The following is a 17847-nucleotide window of genomic DNA, read 5'->3' as shown; positions in this document are numbered from 1 at the left end:
TTTAAAAATTTCGGTGCAAAATTACGAAATCAATATTAATAAGGATTGAAATTTCAAAAATCAATTTTAAAAAAATAAGAATAATCAAACCAATTTTATAAAGTATACCTTATACTAAAGTTTATAATGATTCATTAGCATTTTTTCATATACTTTATCTGGAAGAATCCTTTTTAATACAATAGAAAATTTTTGCATAAAAGCACCTACTTTATAATGAATCTTAGGGTTTGGATTTTGAATAATTGAATAAACCGCTTCCGCCATTTCATTTGGATTACTACCGCTATCAACATGTTCATCCATAGCTTTAAGTGTATTACCATAAGCCAACTCATAATCTGAATTTTTTAAAACTGGAGCATGATAACGTCCTGCTGCAATATTGGTAGCAAAATCACCCGGCGCAATATTGGTGATTTGAATTCCAATTGATTTCACTTCCATACGCAAGGCTTCGGTAATTAGTTCTAATGCTCCTTTTGAGGCCGAATAAACACTTCGGTAAGGCAATCCCATATAACCGGCAATCGAAGTAATATTGATAATCAATCCAGATTTTTGAGCCCTCATTTGAGGTAAAACCGCTTTCATTACTTCAATTGGACCAAAAAAATTCGTTTCAAAATTATTTCTAATTTCATTCATTGGAATTTCTTCCAAGGGACCAGTGATTCCAACACCAGCATTATTAATTACTACATCCAGCCTTCCGGACTTAGCTATAACTTCGGCAACAGCCAAATGAATTGAATCTGCATTCCGAACATCCAAAGCAATTAAAGGAAAAACCGAATTCAAAACTTTTTCAGGATTCCTGCTAGTTCCATACACTACAAATCCTTTTTGATGCAAAAACTCTCCAATGGACTTCCCTATTCCTGAAGATCCTCCTGTAATTAAAACTACTTTATTCATTGTATACCGTTATGAATTATTTTAATTGTAACTATTTTTATACTTCAAATCTAGTCCATTTAAATTAGAAACGACCTAAAATAAAAAAATCCTCCCGAAGGAAGACTACTTTTTGTAATTTTATAAAAAATGGCAAGCGACCTACATCGCACCGCTCAACCACGTACCCTTGCTATGTTCCCATCCTGGGGGAGTCTGCAGGAGCTGGTCGTGTAGGACTTGCCGGTGCAAATATACAATCTTTTTATATTTTTGCAAGTGCTTTGTACCTTAAAATTATCGTTGTATATTGGCTTTTTAAAATATTAAAACTATGAAATATTATAACTTCCTATTTATCATTTTATTAGGAATCACTTTGATTAATTGTGGAGATACAAAAAATGTTGAAAATTCCATTTTTACTTTTGATAATTCCAGTTTCAAACCACAATTCCTGTCTGATGACGCACTTTCTTTGAGTATTTTAAACCCAAGCAACAAAGAAATAGACAGCATAATCTATTTTGTTAATGATAAAAAAGTTGGCGCTAAAAATGGAAATATAAAATTAAACTTCGCCTTGAAAGAACAAAAATTAGGGTATCAATACTTAAAAGCAATAGTTTATTTTGAAGGTAAAAATTCCGAAGCCACAGAAAGAGTCGAACTGGTTTCGAATGTAGTGCCCAAATTATTAAAATATAAAATAATAAATACTTTTCCGCATGACACAGCTTCGTTTACGGAAGGATTCGAATTTCATAATGACACATTATGCGAAAGTACTGGTCAATACGGTAAATCCTATTTTAGAAAATACGATTACAAAACAGGAAAGATATTCAAACAAATAAATTTGGATGCCAAATATTTTGGAGAAGGTATCACCTTTGTAAATGGCAAATTATTTCTACTCACTTATAAAGAGAAAACAGGTTTTGTCTATGATGCCAAAACATTGAAACTTGAAAAAACCTTTACATACGACAAAGATATCGAAGGCTGGGGAATGACTAATGATGGTACATACATTTATCAGACAGATGGAACTGAAAAAATCTGGAAAATGGATCCAAAAAACCAAAAAATGATAGAATACATCAATGTTTATTCTGGCAGTTCTAAAATTAAATCCATAAATGAATTAGAATTAATAAATGGAAAGATATATACCAATGTTTGGCAAAAAGATGCTATTGCTGTCGTAAATCCTTTATCGGGTGCTGTAGAAGGAATTTTGGATATGTCAGCCTTAAAAAAATTAGTAAAAAATGCAAATGCTGATGTTCTGAACGGAATTGCCTATAATCCAAAAACAAAAACCATTTTTGTAACTGGTAAAAATTGGGATAAAATGTTTGAAATAACAGTTTCGGAATAAATTCATGACAACCTTAATTATAAATATCAAAGAACTTCTTCAAATACGAGAAAGTTCGATTTTAAAAGTTTCAGGAGCTGAAATGGCCATTTTACCTACAATCAAAAATGCTTTTTTACTTATAAAAAATGATTTGATTGCCGATTTCGGCTCAATGGACAATTTGCCAAAAGTAGAAGCTGATAAAACTATTGACGCCAGTGGAAAGATTGTACTTCCTTCTTGGTGTGACAGTCATACACACATTGTTTATGCTGGTAATCGTGAACAAGAATTTGTAGATCGAATTAACGGAATGACCTACGAAGAAATCGCCAATCGAGGTGGCGGAATCTTAAATTCAGCAAAAAAACTGAATGAAACCTCTGAAGAAGAAATCTACAATCAATCGAAAGTACGTCTCGAAGAAGTTATGCGTTTGGGAACAGGAGCCGTCGAAATCAAATCGGGTTATGGACTTACTGTTGAAGGAGAACTCAAAATGCTTCGTGTAATTCAACAATTATCTAAGAACTACCCTATAACCATAAAAGCGACTTTTCTGGGCGCACATGCCTTCCCTACTCTTTTTAAAGAAAACAGAAAAGGATATATAGATTGCATTATACATGAAATGCTGCCAGAAATTGCAGAAAATAAATTAGCTGATTTCATTGACGTTTTTTGCGAAACAGGTTATTTTTCTGTTGAAGAAACAGAACAAATAATGAAGGCAGGGATTCGATTAGGTTTAAAACCAAAAATACATGTTAATCAATTCAACTCTATTGGTGGAATTCAAGCTGGAGTAAAATACAACGCACTATCTGTAGACCATCTAGAAATCATGAAGCCCGAAGATATTGAAGCTTTAAAAAATAGCAACACTATACCTGTAGCTTTGCCTTCTTGTTCGTATTTTTTAAGCATTCCTTACACACCTGCACGTGATATAATTGCTGCTGGACTTCCTTTGGCTCTTGCAACCGATTATAACCCTGGCTCTACTCCTTCTGGAAATATGAATTTTGTAGTTGCCACAGCTTGTATCAAAATGAAAATGACTCCTGAGGAAGCTATAAATGCAGCTACCATAAATGGCGCTTATGCTATGGGGATTTCAAAAACACATGGAAGTATCACTTTAGGAAAAAAAGCAAATTTAATCATTACTAAAGAAATCCCATCCTATTATCAATTGCCTTATGCATTTGGAAGTAATTTAATTGATACTGTAATTCTGGATGGTGAAACATATAATTCAAAATAGACTTAAACAGATTCCATACTTAAAATCTACTTTACCTGGATTATTAAACTTCATAACGAATTCAAAATCAAGTTACTAACATAATCATTTTGATTCAGGGACAAAAAAAAGAGCGACATTCAAAATTGAATATCGCTCTTTTTTTTATAGTATAAAATATTATCTCAATGAGAAATTAGTTGAAGAAACCAATTGATCTTTATCGAAAACATTTACAGTATACATTCCTTTTGCAAAGTCTTTACCCGCTAAATCTTGAGAAACTTGAACAGTTTTATTTTCATATTTCACACTAGAAATAAAGCTATATGATAACATTTTTTCTCCAAAAGATATTGTTTTAGCCTCACCCAAAACATTGTTTTTACTGTCAATTACTTGAACATAATAATCTTTATCTCCTGATTTTGCAATAGAATTTTCAGCAATAGTAAAACTAATTTTAAGAACATTAGCTCTACTAGCTTTATCAGTTGCAATTTCTTTACCTGAACTTTTTAATTTATAAGCAGCAGTTTGTAAATTTAACACCGATAATCTAGATCCTTTTTCAACTGTTTTAGATAAATCTTCATTTTGACCTACTAAAACTTCATTAAATTTTTGAGCTTGACCTAATACAACTACAGTACTATCACGAGAAATTGTTAAACTTGTATTTTGTTTTTTCAATCCTTCATTTTCTTTCATCAATACTTTCAAATTACCTTGAAGCGTTTGTACTTGATTTTTATATTTTGATAAATCCCCGTTTGATTGTTTCAAATCATCCATCAATTTTACCACTTTGTCTCTTTCTTGTATTAATTCTTCAGACATTGAAGTATTTTCAGCTATTGCAGCATCATAAGTTGCTTTTAGATCTTGCAAATCTTTCATAACTGATTCTTTTTCAGTACTTACTTTTGTAATTTCTGTATTAACCGTTTCAACTTCTGAGGACATTTTAAAAATATACACTAAACTTCCTACTAATAAAATAGCTAAAACTGCGATAACGGCTTTTAGACTTGAATTGTTTTTTTGATTTTCCATTTTAAAATATAATTGTTTTTACAAATTTAATAATATATATAACGCAACTTAATACATTTATATTATTTTTGGGAAATATATTTTTATGGAAAAACTTATCACATTCAGTATTAACGATCTAGCCAAAATCACAAACCATCGTAATGGTGAAATCAAATTTGGTGAAAAAATGCTTACAATACCTAAAGGCATTGATCCGATTGATTTTATTAAATCAAGTGAAGCAAAGTTTGTTTTATTTGGCATTCCAGAAGACATTGGAGTTAGAGCTAATTATGGTAGACCAGGAGCTGCATCCGCATGGGAAAGCGCCATAAAAAGTATCGCTAATATACAACACAATCGTTTTTCAAAAGGCAATCAAATTATTGTATTAGGACAGCTGAATGTAAAACAAGAAATGAAAGAAGTTGAAGAACTTGATTTTAATGATATTGATGATCGATCAAAATTGAGCCAATTAGTTGAGAGAATTGACAAAGAAGTTTCTCATATAATATGCAAAATCATTCAATCTGGCAAAATACCAATAGTTATAGGTGGTGGACATAATAATTCCTACGGAAATATTAAAGGAGCTGCTTTAGCCAAAGGAAAATCCATTAATGCCATTAATTTTGATGCACATTCTGATTTCCGAATTCTAGAAGGTAGGCATAGTGGAAACGGTTTTTCATATGCTTACGAAGAAGGCTTTCTGAAAAAATATTTCATTTTTGGTTTACACGAAAATTACACTTCTAAAAGCGTATTGGATATAATAAAAAAAATAGAAGACCGGGTTCGTTACAACACCTATGACAGTGTAAATATTAGAAAAGAAAAAGATTTTCATCAGGAAATGGTTAATGCTCTCGATTTTATAAAAAATGATCCTTTTGGCATTGAAATTGATTTGGATGCAATACCAAATATTGCCAGTAGTGCTATGACGTTAAGTGGTTTTTCGATAGAAGAACTTCGACAATTTGTTTCTTTTTTTGCAAAAAATAAAAACGTTGCCTATTTGCATATTTGCGAAGGAGCACCAGATTTAGGAGAAGAAAAAAACAATCATTTAATTGGTAAACTTATTGGGTATTTAGTCACAGATTTCATGAAATCACAAAAAACAATTATAGAATAAATCTTACCTATTGAACCGGATCACTAATCAACAAAATAATAACACTATCTTTGTAACCTTATCTATGTAATTAATACAAGATATTTAATATATAAAATATGTTATTCGAAGATTTATCACTTTCCAAAAGTATACAAAAAGCCGTATTTGAAGAAGGCTATACCAATGCAACTCCCATACAAGAAAAAGCCATACCGTTAGTTTTGGCCGGCAAAGATTTAATCGGTTGTGCACAAACTGGAACTGGAAAAACTGCTGCATTTGCTATTCCCATAATACATCAATTGCATCGAATTGTAGGTTCGTCAAAAAAATCAAAAGTAATACGTGCTCTAATTGTAACTCCAACAAGAGAATTAGCGGTACAAATTGGACAAAGTTTTGATATCTATGGAAAATATACCAACTTAACACAATTAACGCTTTTTGGAGGTGTTTCTCAAAACCCACAAGTAGATGCATTAAAAAACGGAGTTGATATCCTAATTGCAACCCCTGGAAGACTATTAGACTTGCACAAACAAGGTTTTATTGATTTAGACCATCTTCATACTTTGGTTCTTGATGAAGCGGATCAAATGCTAGATATGGGTTTTGTTAATGATGTAAAAAAAATCGTAAAGCTTACACCAAAAAACAGGCAAACTCTCTTCTTTTCGGCAACAATGCCAATGGCTATTCGCGAATTAGCAGAAATGTTTCTTACCGATCCTGAAACTGTAACCGTATCTCCAGTTTCATCAACTGCTGAAAATGTAGAACAAAGAGTCTATTTTGTTGAAAAAACTGAGAAAAGAAACTTACTTTATCATTTAATAAAAAATGAGAATTTATCGGATGTTTTAGTTTTTTCAAGAACTAAACATGGTGCCGACAACGTGGTAAAAGCATTGAGAAAAAACAATATTGCTGCAGAAGCAATTCATGGTGACAAATCTCAAAATGCAAGGCAACGCGTTCTTGATGCTTTCAAAAACAAAGAAGTTGGTGTACTTGTAGCAACAGATATTGCTGCCCGTGGAATTGATATTGATCAACTACCATTTGTCATTAATTTTGACTTGCCAAATATTCCAGAAACATATGTACATCGCATTGGAAGAACTGGGCGTGCAGGTAATGGTGGAATCGCTATTTCTTTTTGCAGTAAAGACGAGCATGGGTATTGGAAAGATATTCAAAAATTAATAAAAGTAGACGTTAAAACAATTAATGAGCATCCATATCCATGGCATTCGGGAAGTCCATCAAGTGAAAATACTGCTCCAAAAAACTCAAATCGAAGCGGCGGAGCTCACAAATCTAGAAAATCTGAAGCTTCAAAACAGAACAAAAAACGTTGGTATTAAACCAACATAAATTGCTCCATAAATTATAAAAAAGCACTTCATAACAACACGTTAAAAAGTGCTTTTTTTTAATGTTAAAATATTATTTATCAACTATTTACAAGTTTAATATAACTACTTTTGATATAGTAAAATAATAACTTTAATAAATCAAATTTATGGAAACTTTAGTAAAAAGAGACGGAATGTTTCCGTCCATTATTAGTCAGTTTGCAAACCCACTTTTTGAAGATTTTTTTACAAGAGATATCTCTGATTGGGCTGACAGAAGTATTTCGGCAATTGGGGTTAATTTACCATCTGTTAACTTAAAAGAGACAGATACAAAACTTGAAATTGAACTAGCTGCGCCTGGTTTAAAAAAAGAGGACTTTAAAATTGAACTTGAAAACAATATGCTTAGTATTTCTGCTGAGAAAGAAGAAAAAAAAGAAATAACTAATAAAAAAGATGATTATGTTCGAAAAGAGTTTAATTATAAATCTTTTTACAGATCCTTTAATCTTCCAGATTATGCAGATGAAAACAAAATAGAAGCTACATACAAAGATGGAATTCTAGATGTTATCATTGCTAAAAAACCTGGAGATAGAAAAAAATTATCAAAATCTATTTCAATTAAATAAATATAATATTGAAAAAAAAAAAGCGTTGTATTAACTTACAACGCTTTTTGATTTTAATATGAGACAATTAATTACTTTAAACAATTGAATTGTCTCAAATGGCTTAACAATAATATCATTCATTCCTGCCATAATTGCTTCGTCCGTAATTTCATTCTTATCAAATGCAGTTAATGCAATTATAGGGGTTTCTATACCAATTTGTCTAATTCTTCTTGATGTTTCGAACCCATTCATTAATGGCATATTGATATCCATCAAAATAACATCAAATTGTTCTTTCTCTAATATTTCCAATGCCTTATAACCATCATCTACTACTTTACAAGAATAATTATTTTTTTCGATAGTTTTTTTTGTAATCAATTGGTTGATGTGATTATCTTCGACAACTAACACATTAAAAACTTGACTTGAAGTTAAATCAACTTGAATATTATTTATAATTTCTTTAGACTTATCCAAATCACATTCAAAGTCTATAACAAAAGTAAAAGTAGTACCGACCCCTAACTCACTTTCAACAGTAATATCACTCTCAAAAAGCCCCAAAAGCCTCTTAACAATTGATAATCCAAGACCTGTTCCTTGATAATCTAATTGCTTCCTTCCTACTTGAACAAATTTATCAAATATTTTATCTTGATCTAATGGAGAAATCCCAATTCCATTATCTTTTATCATTACTTTAATAGTATGCTTTTTGCCAACAACTTGAACTTGATTGGCTATTAAATACACTTCGCCATTTTTAGTAAATTTCAATGCATTACTTACTAAATTCATCATAATTTGAGCAAATCTCAATTTATCTCCTATCAAGTTATCAGGAATCGAGTTATCTATTTTTAAAAAAACTTTATTATTATTTTTTTTTGCAATAAATGATAATGAATTTACAATCATATTAAATTCATCTATCAAATTAAAGGTCAAATTATCCAAGACAATTTTATTTTCTTCAATTTTATTAATTTGCAAAATATCGTTTACTAGCGACAGCAAATAACGAGCAGAAAATTTCAATGAATTGAGATGAGGGCTTGAGGCAAGTTCTTTATGTTCTTCTAAAAGTAAATCGGTAATCCCAACAACTCCATACAGCGGCGTCCGCAATTCATGACTAATTGTAGAGACAAATTGTGTTTTCAGAATTGAAGATTCTTGAGCTTTCTGATTGGCAATTTTTAATTCTTCGTTAGCTAATAACAAATCTGCATTCGATTTAATACGAAATCTATTATTTTTTATTAATGAATTTAGAAACAATAATAAAACAAAAATTGCTATAATAAAGAGTAATACAATAATTCTAGATTTTTTTAAACTTTGATACTGTAGATCCTTTTCATTCTCGATTTTATCAATTGTTCTTTTATATTCATCCAACTCTAAGTTAATCCCTTCAATATTGGCTTTAGATAATTTTTCTTCAGCGTATAATTCTTCTGTTAGATTATTGTAAAGTGCTAAATTTTCGTAAGCATTTTTATATTTTTTATTTTTTAATAAAAACTTAGAATATTCGTAATATGAAACGGCTAAATCTGATTTTTCATTTCTTTCTTTCCCGATTTTTATGGCTTCTAAAAAGTGTTTTTCTGCTTTATCTGTATCATTTTTATAACTGTAATACATCCCGTTAAGCATGCTAATTATACCAGTTAAAGTAACATCTTTGTTTTTTTTATAATACGAATTCACAAATAACAATTCATCTTCTCCTTCTTTGAAATTCCCTATATCAAAAAAAGCCCAAGCCATATTAAGGTTTGTAAATGCCATTTGAGAAGTGTCTGAAATTCTTTTGCTACACTCTAAAGCTTTTTTGTAATAAAGAATACCTTTTTCGTATTTCTTTTTTTCAAAACAATACATATTTCCCAAATTATTATTGACTCTTTGTTTTACAGAATCATTTTCGGATAAATTGGCATAAACTAAAGCTTTATTGTAATAAAAAATAGCTTTATCAAATTCTATTAGCTCATTATAATTTGCTGCAACATTATTATAATTATCAGCAATAAGTTCGTTGTCTTTTATTAAAATTGCTTTACGCAAAGCAACTCTTGAAATCAATAAGGATTTTTCAAAATTTCCTGATTCACGTAGTTTAGATGCTTTTGAAATTAATTTATTAATTTCACTATTGGTTGGTAAATTAGCTTGAGCAATTACTACAGTTCCCGAAATATTAAACAAAAAAACAATTAATAGAGTTATTCTTATTAGGGGCATAAAAGTGGTTATTTTTTCAAATATACAGCATAATCCATAGATATATCACATTTTATGCAAGATTTTTTCACAATTGCAACATAAATTTACATACAAAAAAGCAGTTACATTATAGATGTAACTGCTTTTCTTTTAAAAAATAATGTCTGAAATAAAAGAGTATTGAGTCCTATTTTAACTATTCTCTTTTTCATCTTCCCATTTCCCCACTACTGAAGTTGCTAATGCATTTCCTAATACATTGGTTGCACTTCTAAACATGTCGCAAAAATGGTCAATTGGCAATATTAAAGCAATACCTTCTATTGGAATTTTAAACATCCCACAAGTAGCGGCAACTACTACTAAACTTGCTCTTGGTACACCTGCAATTCCTTTACTAGTCAGCATTAATACAAAAAGCATCGTAAACTGTGTTGGATAATCTAAATGTACACCATAAGCTTGTGCAATAAAAATACCTGCAAAAGTCATATACATCATACTACCATCAAGGTTAAATGAATATCCTAAAGGCAACATAAAAGAAACAATTTTATCTTTTACTCCAAATCGTTCAAGCTCTTCGGTAAGCTTTGGAAAAACGGCTTCTGAACTTGTAGTTCCAAAAGCTATAATCAATGGACTAACGATATGCTTTAATAATGTTTTCATTCTTTTTCCAAGAAAAAAGAATCCGATAGCAATAAGTATTATCCATAATGTTCCAATTCCGATAAGAAATGAACCAAAAAATTTAAAATAAGTAAAAGCTAATTCTTGAAAATCTCTTACAGCAAAAACTCCTGCAATAGCACCAAAAACACCAATTGGAGCAAATTTCATTACAAAATTCACCATTTTTAAAACAATATGCGAAGTTCTGTCTAAAAAATCAATTACTGGTTTTGCATGATCTCCTATTGAAGCGGCAGCTAATCCAAAGAAAATTGAAAAAATTACTATTTGTAAAATTTCATTGGTTGCCAGTGCTTCAAATAAACTCTTAGGGACAATATGTTCAATAAAATTTTCAAATGATAAACTTTGTGTTTTAGCTGTAACATCAGAAGCTGCAGTCAAATCTACATTGGATAAATTTAATCCAACTCCAGGTTGCAATAAATTCACGTACAACATGCCTATTAACAGCGAAATAAAGGAAGCTGTAAAAAACCAGGCTAAAGCTTTTCCTCCAATTCTTCCAACGGCTTTTATATCTCCTAATTTTGCAATTCCAACAACAAGAGTCGTAAAAACCAATGGAGCAATAATCATTTGAACTAAACGAATAAAAATTGTTGCTAACATTTTTATTTTGTTGCTAAATTCTTGAGCCGTTTCAATTGTAGCCGAATTATGAATAATCACTCCTAATACAGCTCCTAAAAGCATTGCAATTAAGATCTGACCGGTAAGGCCTTTAAAAAAGGGTTGTTTTTTGGTTGTAATCGTATTCATTAAATTAATTTCAAGGTTAAATCTCAATATTTAGCTCGTCAAAATACTGAGTATGCTTTATTTTAATTAAAGATAGGTTTTATTTATCAGATAAAAATCTGCTAAGACAATTGCAGCCATAGCTTCTACAATTGGTACGGCACGAGGAACTACACAAGGATCATGTCTTCCTTTACCTGTCATTTCTGTAATATTTCCTTTATTATCTAATGATTCTTGTTTTTGCATTATAGTTGCAACTGGTTTGAAAGCAACACGAAAATAAATATCCATTCCGTTACTTATTCCACCTTGAATTCCGCCAGAAAGATTCGTTTGTGTTGTCCCATCTGGATTATATAAATCATTGTGTTCACTCCCTTTCATTTTAACTCCTTCAAAACCACTTCCAAATTCGAAACCTTTAACAGCATTAATAGACAACATTGCTTTTCCTAGCTCTGCATGTAATTTATCAAAAACAGGTTCTCCCAAACCAATAGGCACATTTTGAATAACACAAGTTACGGTCCCTCCTACTGTATCGCCTTCTTTACGAATTTGACGAATGTAATCTTCCATAATTATGGCTGATTCTTCATCTGGACAACGAACAGGATTGCTTTCAATTTTTGAAAAATCCAATTCTTGGTATGGTTTTTCTAGAAAAATAGGCCCTACTGAAGATACAAACGCATTAATTTTAATATCTGGAAGCATTTGCTTAGCAATGGCACCAGCAACTACTCTACTAGCTGTTTCGCGAGCAGAACTTCGGCCACCACCGCGGTAATCACGCACACCGTATTTTTTTTCATAAACATAATCAGCATGACTGGGTCTATAATTGTCTTTTATATGCGAATAATCATCTGATTTTTGATTGGTATTTGGAATGATAAAACCTATTGGTGTCCCAGTAGTTTTGCCTTCAAAAATTCCTGATAGAAATTGAACATCGTCTGGTTCTTTTCTTTGTGTAACAATTGCTGATTGACCTGGTTTACGTCTAGACATTTCAAATTGAATTGCATTCAAATCCAATTGAATTCCAGAAGGACAACCATCTATAATTCCTCCTAATGCTTCACCATGAGATTCACCAAAAGTAGTTACTCTATATAATGTACCGTAGCTATTTCCTGCCATTGTAATAAAATTTTAGGCAAATGTAAGTCTTATGAATTAAAGAAAAAATTTTAAATTAGTAATATTTTGATATAATTTGACTCAAATTCGTTATAAAAAAGATATTTTTTTACAAATAGTAGAAATCAAATTCTTAAAATACAATGTAATATTCTTTATAAAAACACTAAAAACTATAATTTAAAATACTATTATATCATTTTATATTATGAAAAAACAAAACTTAACAATCTGATTAATCAATCATTAATTAAATATTCAAGTATTTTTTTTATTATATTTATAAAACTTAAGGATTTCAAATACTAAATAAATTAGAAATGAATAAAAATCTTTACTCCATTTATACAGTGATCGTTTTTTCATTAACTGTTCAAGCACAAGAAATTAGTTCTAAAAATACAATCGGATTGCGTTTTGGTAACAATCATGGTTTTGGAGTTGAGATTACTTATCAAAAAAAGATTTCTCTAAAAAATCGATTAGAACTAGATTTTGGTTTTACTAATGATAACCATACCGATGCACTCAAAATATCAGGTATTTATCAATGGTATTGGAAAATTGAAAAAGAATTAGATTGGTATGCTGGTTTTGGAGGTGGTTTAGGGTCTTGGAATACCAATGATAATTACAATAATGAATATGCTGGTGACAATGGACTATTTGCGGTACTAAATGGTAATATTGGAATTGAATATAATTTTAAAGAAATCCCAATACAATTAGCCATGGATACAAGACCTGAATTTGTTTTTAATAATTATGAAAAAAACGATTTTGGTTTTAATGTCGGATTGGCAATACGATATAGATTCTAAAAAAAACCCATCTTATTGTAAAACAAGATGGATCTACTAAAATTACTGATACTGATTTATTGCCTTTTCATAAAGAGCTTCATAAATAGGAAGTATATTTTTAATATCGAATTTCTCTGCTACGTGCAAAGCATTCTTTTTGAATTGAGCAAGAACGGCATCCTCTTTTAATATTTTTAAAGCATTTTGCGCCATTTCATTTATTTTTCCAACATCACTCAAATATCCAGAAACACCATCCATATTCACTTCAGGTAAACCACCAGAATTACTTGATATTACAGGCACACCACAAGCCATTGCTTCTAAAGCAGCCAATCCGAAACTCTCTGTTTCTGATGGTAAAAGAAACAAATCTGTAAGACATAAAATGCGATCTATTTCATTACTATTTCCAAAAAATATGACTTTATCCTGTATCCCAAACTTTCGACACATTTTTTCAGCCTTTTCTTTTTCTGGTCCATCTCCTACCATCATCAATTTCGCAGGGATTTCTTTCTGAATTTTATAGAATATTTTAATAATATCTGGAATTCGTTTTACTTTTCTAAAATTACTGATATGCGTAATGATTCTTTCATTAGGATTGGCCATTACCGAACGACTACATGGAACAGTAGGATCGTACTTGTTTTTATCTAATTCTATAAAATTAGGGATTACTTGAATTTCATTTTTTATATTGAATAATTTCAAGGTATCGTCTTTCAAACTTTGAGAAACCGAAGTCACAAAATCAGATTTATTGATACTAAAAGTTACTGCTGGTTTATAAAAAGGATGATTCCCAACCAATGTAATATCCGTACCATGCAACGTTGTTACCATTGGAATATTAATGCCTTCGTCTTTCAACATTTGCTTGGCCATATAGCCTGCATACGCATGAGGAATAGCGTAATGCACATGCAACAATTCTATTTTATACAATTTTACCATATCCACCAATTTACTTGACAAAGCCAATTCATAAGGCTGAAAATGGAATAATGGATATTCTGGAACTACTACTTCGTGATAATGAACGTTGGGATTTAATAATGCCAATCGCACAGGTTGGCTGTATGTAATAAAATGAATTTCGTGACCACGTCTGGCTAATTCAAGACCTAATTCTGTAGCAACTACGCCACTTCCGCCAAATGTTGGATAACAAACTATTGCTATTTTCATGTATAGATAATATTTAAATTTTGGAAACATGGTATCGCCATATTGTATTGGTTTATCACAACAAACTTGTTGTTAATGGCGATTTCATGTATGTTTTTTAAGTGGAACGAAATTAAGGAGATTAGGTCTCTTTAAGTATAAAATTAAGTTAAAATTTAACTTTTAAAATTTCATTCTCTGAATCCGAACAGCATTCAAAATGGCTAATAACGCTACTCCTACATCTGCAAAAACGGCCTCCCACATTGTTGCTAAGCCTCCTGCGCCAAGAATTAAAACAAATGCTTTCACTACAAATGCCATGGTTATATTTTGCCAAACAATTTTTTTCGTTTGTTTCCCTATATGTATCGCTGTGTAAATTTTTGTCGGTTGGTCGTTTTGAATGACAATATCAGCCGTTTCGATAGTGGCGTCACTTCCTAATCCTCCCATTGCAATTCCAGCATCGGCAAGGGCAATCACTGGCGCATCGTTTACGCCATCGCCAACAAAAGCCACTTTTAAATTTTGTGATTTTAATGCTTCAACTTTTTCTGCTTTATTTTCGGGTAATAAATCCCCATAAGCCAATTCGATATTCAGTTCTTTTGCAACAGCATCAACAACGACTTGCTTATCACCCGAAAGCATTATGGTTTTAACATTTATTTTATGTAAACTTTCAATAGCTGCTTTGGCATCTTCCTTTATTTCATCGGCAATTAAAAAATAACCTGAATACACATTATTTATGGCAACAACTATAATGGTAAATGGCGAATTATCCAGTTCCAAATCATAATTAATGTTGAAACGCTGCATCAACTTTACGTTTCCAACTATTATTTCGGCATCATTTACCTTTCCTTTCAATCCGTGTCCTGGGATTTCTTCTACTTCAGTAACTTTTAAAGTTGCATCTAATCCTTTTGCAAATTCTACAATTGCCGTTCCCACAGGATGTGTAGATTTAGATTCTAAAGCAGCTGTATAATGAACCAAATCATCTTCTGAAATACCTACGGCCTCCACTTTTTGAACTGTAAATATGCCTTTTGTCAACGTACCCGTTTTATCCAAAATCACCACTTGAATAGCAGACATTATATCTAGAAAATTGGAACCTTTAAATAGTATTCCATTTTTGCTGGCAGCTCCTATTCCTCCAAAATATCCCAATGGAATGGAAATCACCAACGCACAAGGACAGGAAATTACCAAGAAAACCAAAGCTCGATACAGCCAATCACTGAACACATAATGGGCAACAAAAAATAGGGGCAACAAACAAATTGCCATTGCCAAATAAACTACAATTGGAGTGTATATTTTTGCAAACTTTCGAATAAACAATTCAGTAGGTGCTTTTTTGGCAGTTGCCTCTTGCACCATTTCCAAGATTTTAGAGAGCTTACTATCGGTATAAGCAGTCGTAACTTCAACTTCAACAACTGTGTTTAAATTGATCATCCCAGCCAATACAATTTCATTTTTTTTCTTACTATCTGGCTTGCTTTCACCAGTTAAAGCGGCAGTATTAAAAGTAGCACTTTCAGAAATAAGTTTTCCGTCTAAAGCTAATTTTTCTCCTGGTTTTAATTGAATAATGGCTCCAATACCAATTTCGGATGCTTTAACTGAAACCGTTTTATTGCCTTCTAAAACAGTTGCAAAATCAGGTCTTTGATCTAATAATAATTTAATATTGGACTTGGCCCTTTTAACCGCTAGCCCTTGAAAATTCTCACCAATACCATAAAATAACATTACGGCAACACCTTCTGGATATTGACCAATAGCAAACGCTCCTAAAGTAGCTATTACCATCAATGAAAATTCTGAAAAAAACTGCCCGGTTTTAATACCTTCAAAAGTTTCTTTTAAAACTGGAAAACCAACTGGAATGTATGCAACAATATACCAACCAATTCGAACCCAATTTGTAAACCAAGTTTGAGGAAAATAATTATCCAAAACAATTCCAATTAGCAATAAACAAAAAGAAATTACAGATGGAAAGAACATTTGAAAATAACTTCCATCTCCGTGCGAATGGTCGTGGTCATGACTATCATCATCTGAATGTATGTGTTCATCATGAGTCGAACAGCAACTATCCGATTTATTTGTTTTTATATTTATAGAATCTTTAAATGTCTTATCCATTTTGTTTATTTATATCAAAATTATAACATAATAACCAATATTACAGTTAGTAAAATAACTGTTTTATTCTTCTCCACTACCTTTCGTCAATTCTGACAATAAATAATACGCTCCTTTGATTACAACTTTAGCTTCGGCTGGAACTTCATCTATTACCTTAACTTCGGTAAAACCTAAATCTGTAGTACCAATAGTCACTTTTATTTGTTGAAAGGTATTTTTACTTACTGAAACAAAAATAAAATGGTCGTTTCCGTTGTTCACTATTGCTTCTGTTGGTAGTGCCGTTGTGTTGTTATTATCAATTTTTACTCTCGCCTCTATATACATTCCCGGCAACAGCGTTTCAGTAGTTTCATTTATTTTGGCGTGTACCAAAACCGCTTGTTCATTGGGTTCAAATGCTTTGTTAATAGCATAAATTTTAGCTGGATGTGTATGCGAAACATCATTCGCATCACTAAAAGTAATTGATTGACCAATTTTTATTTTGTGAATGTCTTTTTCAAAAACTTTTAAATCCAAATGTAAAAAGTGATTGTCAATGATTTCAAACAAGACAGCGTTGGCTTCTGCAAATTTACCCATACTTAAATTAATATGCTGAATATACCCGCTTATTGGTGCCGAAATTGCAATACTCGAAGCAATATTTTTTGATGATAATTTACTTGCATTAATACCCAATTGTGCCAATTTAGAACTTAATGTTACTTTTTTAGCTTGGACAATTTGTAATTCTCTTTGAGCTTGCTGATACGTTTTTCCTGCATTGATATTATCATCTCTCAATTCTTTTTGGCGTTGGTATTCTTTTTCCAAATAATTAAGGTTAGCATTGTTCTCTAAGTAATCTTGTTGCAATTGTATCACTTCAGCATTGACAATGGTTGCCAAGGTTTTTCCGGCTGTTACAAATTCCCCTTCTTGAACCAAAATGTTTTTTACTACACCTCCCATCAATATACTCACTTGCGCTTGATGTTGTGGTGGCAATGATAATTTTCCATTTATCTTTAAAGTTGTGGTCAAGTTTTTCTTTTCAAAATTACCTAACTGTAAGTCTATCGCCTTTATTTGAGAATCCGTAAAAGTTACAACTAATTTTTCGGTTACATCCTCCTTCGAATCATTAGTTATTGGTGCTTTCTCTGCATTATTTTTGCAGGAGATTAGAGCTAAAACTAGAAAGAACAAGATTGCTATATTATTTTTCATTGCTGTATT

The 17847-nt window shown here is 31.2% G+C and carries 14 protein-coding genes and 1 other RNA gene; 6 read left to right on the top strand and 9 right to left on the bottom strand.

Translation table 11 applies throughout. The features are described from left to right. Nucleotides 1-114: 114 nt before the first annotated feature. Together OZP06_RS15700 and ffs are read right to left on the bottom strand one after the other, a co-directional pair. Nucleotides 115-918, bottom strand: coding sequence for an SDR family oxidoreductase (locus OZP06_RS15700; protein WP_281323953.1), 804 nt, complete (start codon nucleotides 916-918; stop codon nucleotides 115-117). A 127-nt stretch (nucleotides 919-1045) separates the two neighbouring features. Next, nucleotides 1046-1143: signal recognition particle sRNA small type (gene ffs, locus OZP06_RS15695), an RNA gene on the bottom strand. Between the two features lie 88 nt (nucleotides 1144-1231). Here ffs and OZP06_RS15690 point away from each other — a divergent pair. Together OZP06_RS15690 and hutI are read left to right on the top strand one after the other, a co-directional pair. After that, nucleotides 1232-2281 carry a glutaminyl-peptide cyclotransferase gene (locus tag OZP06_RS15690; RefSeq protein WP_269222699.1) on the top strand — a complete coding sequence of 350 codons (1050 nt, stop codon included), beginning with the start codon at nucleotides 1232-1234 and terminating at the stop codon, nucleotides 2279-2281. Nucleotides 2282-2285: 4 nt separating this feature from the next. Then, nucleotides 2286-3530: an imidazolonepropionase gene (gene hutI / locus OZP06_RS15685; RefSeq protein ID WP_269222698.1), complete on the top strand. Its 1245-nt coding sequence runs from the start codon at nucleotides 2286-2288 to the stop codon at nucleotides 3528-3530. A 159-nt stretch (nucleotides 3531-3689) separates the two neighbouring features. Here hutI and OZP06_RS15680 read toward each other — a convergent pair whose 3' ends face one another. Then, nucleotides 3690-4565 carry a hypothetical protein gene (locus OZP06_RS15680; RefSeq protein WP_269222697.1) on the bottom strand — a complete coding sequence of 292 codons (876 nt, stop codon included), beginning with the start codon at nucleotides 4563-4565 and terminating at the stop codon, nucleotides 3690-3692. An 85-nt stretch (nucleotides 4566-4650) separates the two neighbouring features. On the opposite strand from OZP06_RS15680, the gene OZP06_RS15675 reads away from it, so the two are divergent. The 3 genes from OZP06_RS15675 to OZP06_RS15665 all read left to right on the top strand — a co-directional run bounded on the left by OZP06_RS15675 (nucleotide 4651) and on the right by OZP06_RS15665 (nucleotide 7666). Then, nucleotides 4651-5691, top strand: a complete 1041-nt coding sequence (locus OZP06_RS15675; protein ID WP_281239823.1) for a formimidoylglutamase — start codon at nucleotides 4651-4653, stop codon at nucleotides 5689-5691. A gap of 98 nt (nucleotides 5692-5789) precedes the next feature. Continuing rightward, a complete protein-coding gene (locus OZP06_RS15670; RefSeq protein WP_281239824.1) occupies nucleotides 5790-7040 on the top strand; it encodes a DEAD/DEAH box helicase in 1251 nt (416 codons plus the stop codon). A gap of 158 nt (nucleotides 7041-7198) precedes the next feature. After that, nucleotides 7199-7666 carry an Hsp20/alpha crystallin family protein gene (locus OZP06_RS15665; RefSeq protein WP_281323952.1) on the top strand — a complete coding sequence of 156 codons (468 nt, stop codon included), beginning with the start codon at nucleotides 7199-7201 and terminating at the stop codon, nucleotides 7664-7666. 30 nt (nucleotides 7667-7696) lie between these two features. Here the strand turns inward: OZP06_RS15665 and OZP06_RS15660 are convergent, their stop codons facing one another. The 3 genes from OZP06_RS15660 to aroC form a co-directional block, all read right to left on the bottom strand. Beyond that, complete coding sequence (locus OZP06_RS15660; RefSeq protein ID WP_281323951.1) at nucleotides 7697-9907, bottom strand: response regulator; 2211 nt, start codon at nucleotides 9905-9907, stop codon at nucleotides 7697-7699. 174 nt (nucleotides 9908-10081) lie between these two features. Continuing rightward, the gene (locus OZP06_RS15655) at nucleotides 10082-11347 is read right to left on the bottom strand and encodes a cation:dicarboxylase symporter family transporter (RefSeq protein ID WP_281239827.1); all 1266 of its coding nucleotides are present in this window, start codon (nucleotides 11345-11347) and stop codon (nucleotides 10082-10084) included. A gap of 66 nt (nucleotides 11348-11413) precedes the next feature. Next, on the bottom strand, nucleotides 11414-12475 hold the full coding sequence (gene aroC / locus OZP06_RS15650; RefSeq protein ID WP_269222692.1) for a chorismate synthase: 1062 nt from the start codon (nucleotides 12473-12475) through the stop codon (nucleotides 11414-11416). Nucleotides 12476-12795: 320 nt separating this feature from the next. Between aroC and OZP06_RS15645 the strand changes: the two genes are divergently transcribed. Continuing rightward, the gene (locus OZP06_RS15645; protein WP_269222691.1) at nucleotides 12796-13296 is read left to right on the top strand and encodes a hypothetical protein; all 501 of its coding nucleotides are present in this window, start codon (nucleotides 12796-12798) and stop codon (nucleotides 13294-13296) included. 42 nt (nucleotides 13297-13338) lie between these two features. Here OZP06_RS15645 and bshA read toward each other — a convergent pair whose 3' ends face one another. From bshA to OZP06_RS15630, 3 genes are all read right to left on the bottom strand, one after another. Further along, nucleotides 13339-14472 carry an N-acetyl-alpha-D-glucosaminyl L-malate synthase BshA gene (gene bshA, locus OZP06_RS15640; protein ID WP_269222690.1) on the bottom strand — a complete coding sequence of 378 codons (1134 nt, stop codon included), beginning with the start codon at nucleotides 14470-14472 and terminating at the stop codon, nucleotides 13339-13341. Nucleotides 14473-14634: 162 nt separating this feature from the next. Continuing rightward, complete coding sequence (locus tag OZP06_RS15635; protein ID WP_281323950.1) at nucleotides 14635-16620, bottom strand: heavy metal translocating P-type ATPase; 1986 nt, start codon at nucleotides 16618-16620, stop codon at nucleotides 14635-14637. A 63-nt stretch (nucleotides 16621-16683) separates the two neighbouring features. Next, nucleotides 16684-17838, bottom strand: coding sequence for an efflux RND transporter periplasmic adaptor subunit (locus tag OZP06_RS15630; protein ID WP_269222689.1), 1155 nt, complete (start codon nucleotides 17836-17838; stop codon nucleotides 16684-16686). Between the last annotated feature and the right edge of the window lie 9 nt (nucleotides 17839-17847).

Source organism: Flavobacterium sp. IMCC34518 (assembly GCF_027111095.2).
GTDB lineage: Bacteria > Bacteroidota > Bacteroidia > Flavobacteriales > Flavobacteriaceae > Flavobacterium > Flavobacterium praedii.
This window is presented reverse-complemented; position numbering and strand designations above follow the sequence as displayed.

Bases quoted from the DNA above. Each gene is read 5' to 3' on its own strand.
- OZP06_RS15700 (WP_281323953.1), bottom strand. From the start codon at position 918: ATGAATAAAGTAGTTTTAATTACAGGAGGATCTTCAGGAATAGGGAAG.
- OZP06_RS15690 (WP_269222699.1), top strand. From the start codon at position 1,232: ATGAAATATTATAACTTCCTATTTATCATTTTATTAGGAATCACTTTG.
- hutI (WP_269222698.1), top strand. From the start codon at position 2,286: ATGACAACCTTAATTATAAATATCAAAGAACTTCTTCAAATACGAGAA.
- OZP06_RS15680 (WP_269222697.1), bottom strand. From the start codon at position 4,565: ATGGAAAATCAAAAAAACAATTCAAGTCTAAAAGCCGTTATCGCAGTT.
- OZP06_RS15675 (WP_281239823.1), top strand. From the start codon at position 4,651: ATGGAAAAACTTATCACATTCAGTATTAACGATCTAGCCAAAATCACA.
- OZP06_RS15670 (WP_281239824.1), top strand. From the start codon at position 5,790: ATGTTATTCGAAGATTTATCACTTTCCAAAAGTATACAAAAAGCCGTA.
- OZP06_RS15665 (WP_281323952.1), top strand. From the start codon at position 7,199: ATGGAAACTTTAGTAAAAAGAGACGGAATGTTTCCGTCCATTATTAGT.
- OZP06_RS15660 (WP_281323951.1), bottom strand. From the start codon at position 9,907: ATGCCCCTAATAAGAATAACTCTATTAATTGTTTTTTTGTTTAATATT.
- OZP06_RS15655 (WP_281239827.1), bottom strand. From the start codon at position 11,347: ATGAATACGATTACAACCAAAAAACAACCCTTTTTTAAAGGCCTTACC.
- aroC (WP_269222692.1), bottom strand. From the start codon at position 12,475: ATGGCAGGAAATAGCTACGGTACATTATATAGAGTAACTACTTTTGGT.
- OZP06_RS15645 (WP_269222691.1), top strand. From the start codon at position 12,796: ATGAATAAAAATCTTTACTCCATTTATACAGTGATCGTTTTTTCATTA.
- bshA (WP_269222690.1), bottom strand. From the start codon at position 14,472: ATGAAAATAGCAATAGTTTGTTATCCAACATTTGGCGGAAGTGGCGTA.
- OZP06_RS15635 (WP_281323950.1), bottom strand. From the start codon at position 16,620: ATGGATAAGACATTTAAAGATTCTATAAATATAAAAACAAATAAATCG.
- OZP06_RS15630 (WP_269222689.1), bottom strand. From the start codon at position 17,838: ATGAAAAATAATATAGCAATCTTGTTCTTTCTAGTTTTAGCTCTAATC.